The organism is Micromonospora sp. DT201 (assembly GCF_049841575.1).
In the GTDB taxonomy this organism is placed as follows: domain Bacteria; phylum Actinomycetota; class Actinomycetes; order Mycobacteriales; family Micromonosporaceae; genus Micromonospora.
In genome coordinates this window covers 59,637-73,148 of the sequence record NZ_JBNCKP010000010.1, presented here as the reverse complement: position 1 = coordinate 73,148, position 13,512 = coordinate 59,637, and the positions used below count along the sequence as shown (strand labels likewise).

Genomic DNA, 13,512 nt, shown 5'->3' with positions numbered 1-13,512 from the left:
GCTGGTCCGGGTCGGGTGTGACCTGGTTGATGTCGCGCTCCGGTGTTCCGCCCACCACCGCCTCCTCGCCTTTGGCACAACCTAACCGGCGACGGCCGGCGGGCCACCGGTCGACCGGCCACCGTGGGCCGTTACGGTGTGCGGATGCGCGCGACGGCACGGGGTTGGACCGCGGTCTGGTTGGTCATACTGGCCCTCGTCCAGGCGGCTGCCTTCCTCGCCGTGTGGCGGGTGGCCGTGCACAGCGAGATTGGCCAGTGGGTGGACACTGTGGCGCTCACCGGCAACCGGATCGGGCAGGACACCATCGACGGCCCTGTCAACCGGATCCTCAACGCGATGTCGGTGGTCTCCCTGCTGGCCGCCACCGCGATGATCGGGTTCATCGCACTGATCCGGGGACGGATCGCACTGGCCATCACCGCGACCCTGCTGATCGCCGGAGCGAACATCTCAACCCAGCTGCTGAAGCATGGACTCAACCGGCCCGACTACGGCCTCGACCCGGAGCGCCTCGCGGTGGGCAACAGCCTGCCCAGCGGGCACACCACGGTGGCCGCGTCGGTGGCGGTCGCGCTCGTGCTCGTGCTGCCGGCCAAGGTGCGGGCGGTCGGTGCCTTCCTCGCCGCCAGTTATGCCGCCGTCGCTGGAGTCGCCACCCTCTCCGCCGGCTGGCACCGACCCAGCGACGCGGTCGCCGCGTACCTGGTGGTGGGTGTCTGGGCAGCGCTGGCCGGGATGCTCCTGCTGATCACTCAACGAGAGCAGGCCGAGGTCGCCCCCGGCGACGCGCACCGGATCGCCGCGCTGGTGCTCGGGGTGGTTGGTGTGCTCGCCCTGGTCGCCTGTGATCTGTCCCTGTCCTGGCTGGTCGACCTGCGCGACACCGGGCCGGACGAGCTGACCCGCCGACCACTGTTCGTCGGGTACGCGGGCAGCGCCGCCGGCATCGCCGGCACGATGGCGGTGGTGATGGCGTTGGTGCTGACCGTCGTGCACCGGCTGGTGCCCAGGGTCAAGGGCTGAGCGCCGGTGGACCCCGTCCGCGTGGCGTTCTCCGCCGAGTGCGCGCAGCTCACCGAGATCCTGGCCGAGTTGGTCGACGCCGACCTCGACCGACCCACCGACTGCCCGCCGTGGACCGTCCGGGAGCTGATCGCCCACGTCCGCACCGGAGTGGGCCGGCTGGCCGACATGCTCGCCGCGCCGGCCCCGCCACGCGCGGAGGTGGATGCCGCCGGCTACTTCGGCAGGGCGAAGTTCACCGCGCAGGTGGACGCCGACCGGATCGCCGGCGGCCGGCAAGACGCGCTACAGGTGGACCGAGCAGCGCTGGCGACCGAGTTGGACACGGCTTGGCGGGCCACCGACGCCGCAGTCGCCGCCGCGCCGCCCGATCGGGTGGTCCGAACCCGGCACGGCGACGCGATGCTCCTCACCGAGTTCCTGCGGACCCGGGTCGTCGAAGTGGGTGTGCACGGTCTGGACCTGGCCGCCGCGCTGGGCCGGCCGCCGTGGCTGACCTCGCAGGCGGCCGCGGTGATCGCCGACCTGCTCACCGGCGGGAAGCCGACACCCGCCGGGCTGCGCTGGGACGAGCTGACCCTGATCCGCAAGACCACCGGCCGAGCGGCGTTGACCGCCTCGGAACAGGCCGCGATCGACGCCGCCGGCTTCCGCTGGCTAGCCTTCGGCCGTTGACACCGGCCGCTGCTGACACCGGCCGCGGCCGGCACCGGCCTGGGTGGGTCAGCTCGCGGAGCGCGGTGCGGGGACGTGCGGGGCGACGCCGCGCAGGTGCGTCAGCACCACCGGATCGATTCGCCCCGGCACGAGCCGCTCCTCCAGGTTCTCCAGCCCAGCCCAGGAGATCAACGCCGCCTCCGTCCCGTCGTCGACCACCGAATGGCCCAGCGCGCTGAGCAACACCGCCACCTCCTCGGCGACCGCGCCGCTCAGGTCGAGCAGGGTGGCCGGATCGGGCCGGCTGAACAGCATGGTGTGCACGGCGAGCAGTCGACTCAGCTCGGCGACCGGGTCCGGGTGGTCGTCCACCCGAAGGTCGACCAGCACGTCGCTGCCGCCGGCGTACCCTCCGCCGCGCTCGACCACCAGCAGGCCGGCGCTCTGCCGGCCACGTCGGTCGCCGCCGGCCTCGTCGCCCGCTCGCAACGCGGCGACCAGCCGCTCGGCGAACGGCAACGCCGACCCGGCCAGCCAGGCATCGCCCAGCGCGTCGACGACCTCCGGGCCGGTGAGCACGTTGCCCTGCGCGGCCCAGCCGTCGCCGGTCCGCCCGCCCGCCCACGGATGGCAGGCCGGCCCGGTCCAACTCGCGCCCGAACCGCTGGCCCCCACGACGCCGAGCTGGCGGTGGTCCCGTTCGGGGTCGGCGGCGATCAGCCCGGCCACCACGTCGGCGGCGGTCACCCCGGTGCGCAGCAGGGTGAGGCCCTGCGGTCGATAGGCGAGGTTGACGTGCGCCTGGGTGGCCAGTGCGCCGACCTCGGCGGCGGCGGCCGGCACCAGCGCACCGGCGGCGAGGAACTTACTGGCGACGGCGACGCCATGCAGGCGGCCGTCGGCGGAGCGGGCGACGAGCGAAAAGGTCACTCGGCAAGATTAACCGGCCGCGCCGTCCGCAAGATCACCGCACGTCGATGGCCTGAGCACCGTTGCGGCGGGGCGGTGGCCGTCATGTCAACGCCCTTAGGAGACTGGGAACAGACCTCCTGGTTGGTCATCTTGTGTCGAGACATCGGAGGCAGGCAGGCAGGCAGGCACCTATGCATCGCCGCCTTTGCTCTGCTTCAATCCAGGCAACACCGCGCGTCCGATATCCGGACACCGGGTGTTGCCTATGGTGAAGCAGAGCAAAGGGGACCCGAACACCCCTGCCAACCGCCCTACGAGGCGCCCACGCGTGATGACAGGCTCTTCCGCCACGGACCCCAAGGTTCCCTTCCCAGTCCTCAGAGGGGTTGTCACGCCGACCCCCAGCCAGCAACGCAATGGTGTTGTCGACGACTCAGAACGGTGGCGCGGCGGCCTCCGGCGGGGCGCCGCGCGCACGGCGGATGTCGGCGACCGCGACCGCGGCCAGCACCAGCACCCCGACAGCGGTGGCGGCCAGTCCCGGCAGGAACAGCAGCGGCACCGCCGACGCCGCCAGCACCAGGACAGCGATCCACCGGGACGGGGAGACCCGCCCGAACACCTCGTACTCGAAGCGGGCCCGGCCAACCAGGAACAGCGCCGGCCCACCGAGCACCATGGCCAACCACGGCCCCGGGATCTGTTCCAGCGGATGTCCGATGATCAGCTCGTAGCCGATCGCGGTGGCAGCCAGGCCGATCACCATCACCAGGTGGGTGTCGGCAGCCGAGCGGCCGATGTTGGCGGGATGCCGGGCCTTCATCACCGCCTCGCCCAGAATCTGACCGGCGCGCTGGACGTAGATCCGCCACAGCATGATCGAGGTGGCCACCGCCAGCCCGAACGCCCACGCGTGCCCCGACTCGTACGGCTCGGCGCTGTACGCGAAACCCGCCACCAGGATCGTCTCGCCCAGCGCGACGAGGAAGAACTGCTGGTATCGCTCGGCCAGGTGCTCCCCGGCGATCTCCCACTTCGAGACGGTCGATCGGCCCAGCCCTGGGACCGGCCACCCGAAGCGGGCGGCCCCGTACTCGAGGGTCAGCGCCGCGGTCCAGAGCGTCACCTGCCCATCGGTCGGCAGCGTCGCCCCGCCGATCCAGAGCACCCCGCTGACGGCGAACACCACCGCCATGCGCACCTTCAGCCGGCGGTACGGGTGCGCGCCGAGTGCGACCGCCAAGATCAGCGGCCGGGACACCTGCGTGACGACGTACGCCACCGCGAACATGATCCCGGTCGCGCTGAACGCTCGAGGGATCGCCACTCCCATCACCATGCTGCCCACCAGCGCGATGATCACCACGACCTGCAACGCCAACCGGTACGGGTCGTACCGGCTGGTCGTCCACGCGGTGCCCTGCCAGACCGACCAGAGCGCCAGCAACAGGAGCAGAGTCTTGCCGCCGCTGGTTACCGCAGCCCAGGCCTGAGCCATGGCGCCTTCGTGGGTCAGTTCCTCGAAGGCGCGCGCCGAGATCCGGGTGAGCGCGAAGACGAAGACCAGGTCGAAGAAGAGCTCCAGGAAGGTGGCCCGGCCGGGAGTAGCCGACGCAGGGACCGGCTCCAGGCGTCCCGCTGCCTTGGAACCCACGGTCAGTGGCCTACGCCGTTTGTCTGGTCCACCTCGCAGTCGTAGCACCCCACGCTGGCGCGGAAAGCCGGAAACCGGCGATTCTGCCCAGTACGGGGATCTTGCTCGCGCGCCCCGTCAACGGGCACGATCGATCGGTGACGAATCGATGGGGCATGACCGTGCCACTGGACCGGATCGCGCTGGCCCACCATGACGCCGCCTACGCGGCCCTCGACCGGGCCGGGTTCACCGACGTGTGGTCGTCCGAGGTCGCCGGGACCGACGCGTTCACCCCGCTGGCGCTCGCGGCGGCCTGGCAGCCCCGGTTGCGGCTCGGCACCGCGATCGCACCGGTCTTCACTCGGGGCCCCGGGCTGCTGGCGATGAGCGCGGCGGCGTTGGCGGAGGCCGCGCCCGGCCGGTTCTCGCTCGGCATCGGCGCGTCCTCGCCGGTGCTCGTGCGGGATTGGAACGCCGTGCCGTTCGACGAGCCGTTCCGGCGGACCCGCGACATGCTGCGCTTCCTGCGCGCCGCGCTGCGCGGCGAGACGATCGACAAGGCCTACGACACATTCACCGTTCGCCGGTTCACGCTGGAGCTGCCTCCAGCGGTGCCGCCGCCGATCCTGCTCGCCGCGCTGCGCCCGGGGATGCTCCGGCTGGCCGGCGCGGAGGCCGACGGGGTCATCCTCAACTGGCTCAGCGCCGACGACGTGCCACGCGCCCTCGCCGAGCTGGGCGAACGACGTGCCGGCTTCGAGGTCGCCGCCCGGATCTTCGTCTGCCCCACCGAGGACACCGCGTACGCCCGAGCGTTGGGCCGCCGACTCATCACCAGTTACCTCACCGTCGGAGCGTACGCCGAGTTTCACCGCTGGCTCGGCCGCGACAAGGCCCTGGCACCGATGTGGGAGGCCTGGGCCGCCGGTGACCGGCGCGGAGCCAGCGCGGCGGTGCCAGACGACGTGGTCGACGCCCTGGTGCTGCACGGCACACCGGAGCGGTGCCGCGCCGAGGTGCGCCGCTATGTCGACGCTGGCGTGGATGTGCCGGTGCTCGCGCTGCTGCCCACCCCGGAGGTGACCGCCGGCGGCGCGACCGCCCTGCTCACCCTCATCGCCCAGTTGGGCGCCGACCCCGCAGGAGCGTCCGAGTGAACCTCACCGACCGGATCGTGGTGGTCACCGGTGGCGCGGGCGGCATCGGGGCCGCGCTGTCGCGCCGCTTCGCCGCCGAAGGTGCCGCCGCCGTCGTGGTCGCCGACCTGAACGCCGAAGCGGCGGACGCGGTCGCCGAGGGCATCGGCCCGGTCGCGCACGCCATCGCACTCGACGTCACCGACGAGGAGCAGGTGCGCGACCTGGTCGCCGACACCGAGGAGCGGTACGGCCGCATCGACCTGTTCTGCGCCAACGCGGGCGTGACCACCGGCGGGGGAGTGGAGGTCGACGACGCCGGCTGGGACCGGGCGTGGCGGGTCAACGTGCTCGCCCACGTCTACTCGGCCCGGGCGGTGCTGCCCGGAATGCTCGCCCGGGGCGGCGGTCACCTGCTGCACACCTGCTCGGCGGCGGGCGTGCTGACCGCGGTGGGCGACGCCGCGTACACCGCGACGAAGCACGCCTCAGTGGGGTTCGCCGAGTGGCTGGCCATCACCTACCGCGACCGGGGCATCCGGGTCAGTGCGCTCTGCCCGCAGGGGGTGGACACTCCGATGCTCGCCGACGGGATCGTCGAGGGCCACCTCGGCGCCCGGGTGGTCGCCGCGTCCGGTGCGGTGCTCACCCCTGACCAGGTCGCCGACGCGGCCATCGCCGGGCTGACCGAGGAGCGTTTCCTGATCCTGCCGCACCCGAAGGTCGCCGACTACGCGCGCCGCCGCGCCGAGGACCCGGACGGCTGGCAGGCCGGCATGCGCAAGTTAATCCGCCGCCTAACCCCCTAACACCCCCCACCCACCACCCCCCCACCCCCAGGCGTTCCTTCCGGTGATCAAGAGGTTTGCGTCAGGGATGGGCCCGGCGGTGACGCAAACCTCTTGATCACCGCCGGGAGCGGTGGGGGCGACGCAGCGGGGCGGGGTGGACGGACCAGAGCACGCGTCGCCACCAGGGGCGGGCGGAACGCAGGGTTGCCACGTAGGCGCTCGCCACCTCGGCGGCCCGAGTTGCCTGATCCGGGGTTGCCGCATCCGGGGCGAAGCCCATTCGATTCAGCAGCTCAGCCAGCTCGTCGACGCCACCGATGTCCGGATCCGCAGCGGCGGGACCGCCGCTGCGGGCATCGGCAAGCGCCCTGCGGGCGTGCCCGGCCACCTCGGTGGCCGCCAGATCAGCACCGACCGGTCGACCGGCCAGCCGCAGCGCGTCGGTGACCTCCCGCCAGGCGCCGACAATGCGTTGACCGGGATCGCCCCGGACGAGCCGGGCGCGGGTGAGCGAGCGGCGCATCGCCAACAGGGTGAGCAGCAGCGCCCCCACCAGCAGCAGCAGGCCGCCGCTGCCGCCAGCGACAAGCACCGGAGTGGACACACCCCCACGACCGGGCTGCCCTGCGGGGGCGGCGACCGGCTCCGGCGACGCGCTCGGCTCCGCGGTGGGCGCCGGCACCTCCGACGGCGGCGGGTCCTCCGGCGTCGGGCGGAAATCCTCCTCCACCGGCCTCGGCTCCTCGTTCGGGCGAGGCCGCGGGTCGAACGGCACCCAACCCAACCCGTCGAAGAGCACCTCCGGCCAGGCGAACGCGTCACCGGCCAGCACCGGCCCCTGCCCGCCAGCCCGGAAGCCCACCACCACCCGGGTCGGCAGCCCGGAAAGCCGGCCGAGCACCGCGAACGCCGCCGCGAACTGCTCCGAGGTGCCCTCCTGCCCGCCGCCGTTACGAGGCCCGAAAAGAAAGAAACCCAGATTCGGGTACGCGTGCCCGCTGGGCGCGTCCGCCACCACCCGGTAGTGCTCGGCCAGGAACTGCTCGATCGCCACAGCTCGCGCGTACGGCGCGCCGTTCTCCTCGGCGAGCTGCGTGGCCAACCGGCGCATCGGGTCGGGCACCCCTTCGGCGACCCGCAGCACCCGGGCCACCTCCGCACCGGCCGGCACATTGGCGGTGGCCAACAGGTTCGAGTCCGGGTGCTCCTCGGCAGAGGTCACCGCGTACCGCAGCCCCGGCGTCAACCCCTCCGGCCGGATCAGCGTCCCGCTCTCCTGGTCGTACGCCACCCGCGCCCCACTGACCTCCCGAGGTGTCGCGACGGCGGGCAGGAGGCGACCGCTCAGCTCCGCCACGGTGATCTGCTGGCGGACCGTCTTCACCGTGCTGTCGTCCGGCGGTGTGGCGGCCGGCAGGATCCGCCCGGCGTTGCGGTACGTCGCGCCGACCCGCCAGGTCACCCCGTCGTAGTCGCTGAGCACCGCCAACCGGATCCGGACGCTCGCGTCGGTGTCGTCCGCCGCCGCTGTGTCGTCGGTGGCCGGCCCGGTGCTCGGTGCGGTAGCGCCGGTCTGGGCAGCGGAACTCTCCGTGCTCACGTCGAGGAGTTTCTGCTCCGGATGCAGCGCCCAGCCGGAGATCCGGATCAACGGGTTCTCGTCGAGCGTCTGCACCTGCGGTGGCTCCACGTACCGGCGCGGGTCCACGGGCCGACCGTCGATTCCCTCGGCGACGGCCGGGCCGAGCAGCGCGACCAGCCCAACCACCAGGGCCACTCCGAGCGTCGCGCTGGTGGCCAGCCGCAGTCGCACCGCCGCGCGTACGCGGGGGGCCAGATCGGCGGTCGGATCGCCGGCAGTCGATGCCGCTGGAGTGGGGGCCGCCAGGCCGACCGCCGCGATCGTGACGAACGCCAGCGTCGCCCCTACCGCCGGTGTGGCATTCGGGCCGACCACATAGAGGGCTGCGGCGTAGAGCCCCGCCGCCGGCAGGTAGCCCAACAACACCCGACCGGCGCGCAGCGCCACCTCCGCACCGGCCAGCCCGGCCAGCCAGGCGGCGACAACGGGCACCAGCACCGTGTCCGGTGTGGGCTCCACCGGAATCATCGCGGTGAGCAGCCGAGGAATGCCGTTACGAGCGGCGTCCGCCGTGATCTCCAGCAGGCCGCCCGGTAACTCGGCGTGGGTGGCGGCCAGCCGCAGGGACCAGAGTGTCCAGCCGGCCATCGCGGCGACCGACACCGGTGCCACCAGCCAGGACGGCAGCCGACGGGCGGCCACGCTGACCAGCACCGAACCGACCGCGGCACCGATGACCAGCCGGGTCAGCAGGTCACCCGCGTACACCCGGCCGAGCACCACCCCGGCGAGCGCGGTCAGCCCGATCAGCGCCAGCGGGACGACCGCCGCCCGCAGCACCTTCACGACGCGCGTCACCACCGGCGTACCCCGTCCCACTCGGCGGCGAACTGCGCGCCGTCCGCCGCGTCGACGACGACCAGGCCGGCTGCGCCCGGCGGCGTCGGCTCGGCCGCGCCGAACACCCCGACCACCACCGACGGGTACGCCCCGCGCAGCGCCCCGACGTGCCCCAGCTCGTCCCGACCACCCGCCCCGGTCAGGAAGATCAGCGTGTCACCGAGACGGTCCTGGCGCAGCCGGGTGGTTGCCGCGCGTACCGCGTTGTCGTCACCCGACAGCTCGGCGGCGGCGAGCCGGTCCAGCGGCCCGAGAGCCTGCCCGACGTCCGGGTCCCCGCCGGGCGTCCCCGCCTCCGCTTCGGAGTCCGGGTTCGCTGCGGCGAACAGCAACAACACCGGCAGGTCCGCGCGGTGCGCGGCGGTGACGATCGACGCCGCCGCCTCGCAGGCCGACTCGAACGACTCCGCCACCCCACCCGCCCGCTGCGGGTGCGCGGCGGCGCGGTTGTCCAGCAGTACGACCAGACGCGGCAGGCTCGTGTCGACGTTCTCCCGCACCATCAGCTCACCCACCCGGGCGCTGGTCCGCCAGTGCACGCGGCGCAACTCGTCGCCGACCACGTACTCCCGCAGCGAATCGAAGGTGATCGAGCCGTGGGGCACCCCGTCCACCCGGCCGTCGAGGCTGCGCCCCGAGCCGCGGGGCACCGCCGTCAGCGGGTGGATCCGGGGATGCACCCAGACCGGCACCGCCGCACCGTACGGGCGGGCCAGCGCCACCAACCCCAACGGGTCACGCCGAGTCACCCGCAGCGGCCCGACCGGCACCACCCCGCGACGATGGGTCGGCACGTCGTAGCGGACCTCGGTGTCCCGACCGGGGCGCAGGCGCAGCACCGGCACCGGCACGGTGCGCTCCCCGCACCGGTCCTCGGCCAGCAGGTTCGCCGACCGCAGCCGGCCGGTGTTGCGCACCGTCAACGTCATGCTCGCCGGCTCGCCGCGCGCCACCCGGTCCGGGTCGGCTCGGCGGGTCACCGTCAGCCGGGGCCGCCAGGCCGCGACCAGCGCGGCGTAGCCGACGGCCGCGCCGGCCGCCGCGCCAAGCAGCGTCAACTCGGGGTACGCGAACCGGAAACCCGCCCCCAGCAGCACGATGGCGGCGACGAGCAGCCCGACCCCGCGGGCGGTGATCCCCATGCCGCTGCTGCCGGTCAGCCCTGCACCGGAGCGGGCTGCCCCGACGGCAGGGGCACCGGCACCGAGGCGATTGCCTGGCGCAGCACCTCCGCAGGGGTCATCCCGCGCACCTGGGCGTCCGGGGTGAGCAGCAACCGGTGCGCGAACACCGCTTCGGCGAGCGCCTTCAGGTCCTCCGGCATGATCCAACCCCGCCCGTCGATCAGCGCGTACGCACACGCGGCCCGCGTCAACGCGATCACACCTCGCGGACTGACCCCCACCCGCACCTGCGGGTGGGTGCGGGTGGCGGCGGCCAGCCGGACCGCGTACGCGTAGAGCGGCTCAGCGATGTGCACCCGGCGGGCCATCCGGACCATCTCCCCGACGGTGGCGGTGTCGGTGACCGGGGCGAGCGCCTCCGGGGAGCGCACGGTCGCGCCGCGCAGCACCTCCACCTCGACCGCCTCGTCCGGGTAGCCGACGGACAGCTTGACCAGGAAACGGTCCAGCTGTGCCTCGGGCAACCGGTAGGTGCCGTCCATCTCGACCGGGTTCTGCGTGGCCACCACCAGGAACGGCGACGGCACCGGATGCCGGACCCCGTCCACGGTGACGGTGCGTTCCTCCATCACCTCCAGCAGCGCCGACTGGGTCTTCGGCGACGCCCGGTTGATCTCGTCGGCGATGACGATGTTGGCGAAGACCGGCCCCGGGTGGAACTCGAAGTCCCTGCTCGCCTGGTTGAAGATGGTCACCCCGGACACGTCCGACGGGAGCAGGTCGGGCGTGAACTGGATGCGCCGCCACTCACCCTTCACCGTGGCGGCGATGGCCCGCGCGAGGGTCGTCTTACCGACCCCCGGCACATCCTCCAGGAGCACGTGACCCTGCGCGAAGAGCGCGGTCAACGCCAGCCGAACCACCTGCGGCTTGCCGAGCACCACAGCGTTGACGTTCTCGGCGAGCCGGGCGGCGAGGGCGGCGAAGCCCTGCACCTCCGGCTGGGTGAGCGGCTCGTGGGTGTTCACGGTCGGCGGTGCTCCTTGCCTGGTGTTTCAGCAGGTGGGCAGGACGTTGATGTTGTCGCCGCCCTCCAGGTTGAGCCAGGCCCAAGGGATGTAGTTCTTACCCTTGAAGTCGACCTGCACCCACCAGGTGCTGCGCTTCCCATTGTTGTAGATCCAGGAGTCGACGTCGTCACCGGCCTTCTTGCAGTACGCCTTCAGCCGGGTGCCGGGCTCCGCCCAGCCAACCTGCTGCTTGTTGTCCTGCTCGGCGACCTTGAAGACCTCGTTACCGTTGCGTCCGCTAACTTCCTCGTTGCAGTAGGTCCGCTGGTCGCCGTCCGGCCCGTTGTTGCAGGTCGCAATGCCGTACAGCGGAGGCGTTTCCTGCGCCCTCGTCGCCGTGCCGTTACCGGCGGCGTTGGTGGCCGTCACCGTGAACGTGTACGCCGTGCCCGGCGTCAGGCCCGGCACCGTGATGCTGGAGCACGCCCCGGCCTTCGCCGGCTCACCCGGCGTGCTCACCGAGCAGGTGGCCTGGCCGCCGCCGGCGTCCACGGTGAACGTCACCGTCGCCGAGGTGGCCGTCGCCGACGACCCGGTCACCGTGACCCGAGGCTCGGCCACCGTACGCGCGGTGGCGGTTGCCTCCGGGCCGGCCCCCGCCTCGTTGACCGCCTTCACCTTCACCGTGACGTTCTGGCCGTTGCCCAGCCCGGTGACGGTGGTGCGGGTGTCGGTCACCTCGCTGGCACGACCACCGACGTCCACCAGGTATTTCGTCACCGGCCGCCCGTTGGCCTCGGCCGGCGCCCACTGCACCGTGACCGCACCCGGCTGGTTGGCGACCGTGCCGGCGCTCAGGTCCAGCGGCCGACCGGGTGCTGCGAACGGCACCACCGTGTTGCTGACCGGCGACGCCGCCGAACCGGCACCCTTGTTGTTGACCGCCACCACGGTGAACGCGTACTGGGTGCCGAACTCCAACTCACCGGCGGGCACCACCAACTCCGTCTTCGTCGACTCGCCGGCCGGCGCGTTCGCCCCCGCCGAGCTGGCCGTGACCGCGTACTTGGCGATGGTGTTGCCCTGCCCGTTCGCCGCCGGCCACTTCACCAGCACCGTGCCGTCGGGCCGCTCCTCGGCGGTGACGCTGGCCGGCGGGTCGGGCACCGCTGCGGTCGGGGTGACCGGGTTGCTGTTGCGCGACGGACCGTCGCCCTTGGCGTTGACGGCATGCACCGCGAAGCGGTACGTCTCGCCGTTGGTCAGACCCTTGACCTCCACCGCACGCTGGTTGGCACCGACCTCCAGGCGCTGCTCGGCGCCCTCCACCACGTACTTGATGATCTCGGCGCCGTTGGCGGCGGCCGGCCGCCAACTCACCCGCGCCTGAGCGTTGCCGGCGGCGGCGGTGACACTGCGCGGCGCGCTCGGCTTACCCACCCGGGGCTTCTTCGGCGGTGGCGGCGGCGGGGCCACCGGCGGCGGGTCGCCGCCGAGCACGTCATTGGCGTACTTGTTGACCTCGCGCACCTGGTTCTTGTCGTCCACCACCCGAGCGGTCGCCGCGTCGGGGGAGTTGATGAACAGGTGATTCTCCCGGACTTCCAGCTCCATCGGCCCGGTCGCCCGCCCAGCGATGGTCTCGACCAGCTGACCGCCCGCGTCGAAGGCGTAGATCGTGCCGGTGGCCTCGTCGGCGCAGTAGAACCGGTCCGCCCAGGCCACCGCCGGGCTGAGCCGGTCACCCTCGCCCGGCACCGTGAACGCCCGCTCCTCACCACCGTCACCCACCACCAGCACCCGCCGCTCGGCAGGCACGGTGACCGGGACCCGCTGCCCGCTGGTGCGCGCGGGCAGCGCCGCCGGACCGGACAGCGTCAACGGCGTCGGGTGAACCTCGCCCCGCTGCACCCGCACCAGCTTCCCGGCCGTGCGGTCGAGCACCGCCACACCCTCATCCAGGGTGGACACCACCAGCTCGTGGCTGGCCTCGGCGACGTCGTACGACTCGACACGCTTCGGGCTGAGCCCCGCTCCGGCGGGCGCGGCCGAGGCCGGCGCGGACGGCAACGTGGCGGCGGTGATCGCCGAGACGGTGCCCTGGCTGGGCACCGCGATCCAGAGTCGACCCTTGCCGTCGAAGGTGCCGCCGGTGATGCCTGGGGGATAGCGCACCGGCTCGCCGACCGGGGTCAGCGACCGCGGGTCGAGCTGCCGCACGATGCCCTGCACGGCATCGACGACGAACGCCGAATCCTCGTGCAGGGCGACACTCACGCCCAGGCCAGGAGTGGTCTTGGTAGTCGCGCTGAGCTGCAGGGTGGCCAGGTCCAGTGAGCTGATCTGCCCCGTCTGCAGGTCACGCAGGATCAGCAGCCGGTCGGTCTGGGCGATCTGCATCGGGTGCTGACGGGCACTGGGGATCTCGGTGCGGGTGTCCACCCGGGCGGTGACCCCGTTGACCCGGGCCAGCTCGCTGCGCGCCGTGCTCCAGAGCCAGGAACTCGCGTCGTAATTCGCCACCGCGTTGTCGGCTGCGCCCAGCCCGAGGACTGTCAACCCCATGGCGGCCAGCAGCGCGGTCACCGTGCCAACGGTCACCAGCCCGCCCCGAAGTCGAGACCGGGAGCGAGGGGCGTTGGTCCGTTCGGCGTCGTCGATGCTGGCCACAGCCGGCTGCCTCCCTGAGTCGTGGCAGGTGGCGCGCCTCGCGGCGACCCCTCCCCTGAGCCGGGTGC

Annotated in this window: 10 protein-coding genes; 4 read left to right on the top strand and 6 right to left on the bottom strand. The window is 72.8% G+C overall.

All coding sequences use genetic code 11. From position 1 onward, the window contains the following. Positions 1-138: 138 nt before the first annotated feature. Together ACLQ28_RS18280 and ACLQ28_RS18275 are read left to right on the top strand one after the other, a co-directional pair. Positions 139-1,026, top strand: a complete 888-nt coding sequence (locus ACLQ28_RS18280; protein ID WP_425687597.1) for a phosphatase PAP2 family protein — start codon at positions 139-141, stop codon at positions 1,024-1,026. A gap of 6 nt (positions 1,027-1,032) precedes the next feature. After that, entirely contained in the window at positions 1,033-1,701 is a 669-nt protein-coding gene (locus tag ACLQ28_RS18275; RefSeq protein WP_425687477.1) for a maleylpyruvate isomerase N-terminal domain-containing protein, read from the top strand. A 48-nt stretch (positions 1,702-1,749) separates the two neighbouring features. Here the strand turns inward: ACLQ28_RS18275 and ACLQ28_RS18270 are convergent, their stop codons facing one another. Further along, on the bottom strand, positions 1,750-2,613 hold the full coding sequence (locus ACLQ28_RS18270; RefSeq protein ID WP_425687476.1) for a DUF1028 domain-containing protein: 864 nt from the start codon (positions 2,611-2,613) through the stop codon (positions 1,750-1,752). 415 nt (positions 2,614-3,028) lie between these two features. Continuing rightward, positions 3,029-4,249 (bottom strand): low temperature requirement protein A, encoded by a 1,221-nt coding sequence (locus ACLQ28_RS18265; RefSeq protein WP_425687475.1) that lies wholly within the window; start codon positions 4,247-4,249, stop codon positions 3,029-3,031. Between the two features lie 155 nt (positions 4,250-4,404). Here ACLQ28_RS18265 and ACLQ28_RS18260 point away from each other — a divergent pair, with 155 nt between their 5' ends. Together ACLQ28_RS18260 and ACLQ28_RS18255 are read left to right on the top strand one after the other, a co-directional pair. Next, positions 4,405-5,388 (top strand): LLM class F420-dependent oxidoreductase, encoded by a 984-nt coding sequence (locus ACLQ28_RS18260; protein ID WP_425687596.1) that lies wholly within the window; start codon positions 4,405-4,407, stop codon positions 5,386-5,388. Beyond that, on the top strand, positions 5,385-6,176 hold the full coding sequence (locus ACLQ28_RS18255) for an SDR family oxidoreductase (RefSeq protein WP_425687474.1): 792 nt from the start codon (positions 5,385-5,387) through the stop codon (positions 6,174-6,176). Before ACLQ28_RS18260 ends, ACLQ28_RS18255 begins: the two co-directional genes overlap by 4 nt. A 97-nt stretch (positions 6,177-6,273) precedes the next feature. Here ACLQ28_RS18255 and ACLQ28_RS18250 read toward each other — a convergent pair whose 3' ends face one another. From ACLQ28_RS18250 to ACLQ28_RS18235, 4 genes are read right to left on the bottom strand one after another with little or no spacing between them, the layout of a single operon-like run. Continuing rightward, a complete protein-coding gene (locus ACLQ28_RS18250) occupies positions 6,274-8,598 on the bottom strand; it encodes a transglutaminaseTgpA domain-containing protein (protein ID WP_425687473.1) in 2,325 nt (774 codons plus the stop codon). After that, the gene (locus ACLQ28_RS18245) at positions 8,595-9,782 is read right to left on the bottom strand and encodes a DUF58 domain-containing protein (RefSeq protein WP_425687472.1); all 1,188 of its coding nucleotides are present in this window, start codon (positions 9,780-9,782) and stop codon (positions 8,595-8,597) included. Before ACLQ28_RS18245 ends, ACLQ28_RS18250 begins: the two co-directional genes overlap by 4 nt. 14 nt (positions 9,783-9,796) lie before the next feature. Further along, positions 9,797-10,792: an AAA family ATPase gene (locus ACLQ28_RS18240; RefSeq protein ID WP_425687471.1), complete on the bottom strand. Its 996-nt coding sequence runs from the start codon at positions 10,790-10,792 to the stop codon at positions 9,797-9,799. Between the two features lie 27 nt (positions 10,793-10,819). After that, positions 10,820-13,444, bottom strand: coding sequence for a fibronectin type III domain-containing protein (locus ACLQ28_RS18235; RefSeq protein WP_425687470.1), 2,625 nt, complete (start codon positions 13,442-13,444; stop codon positions 10,820-10,822). Positions 13,445-13,512: the final 68 nt, after the last annotated feature.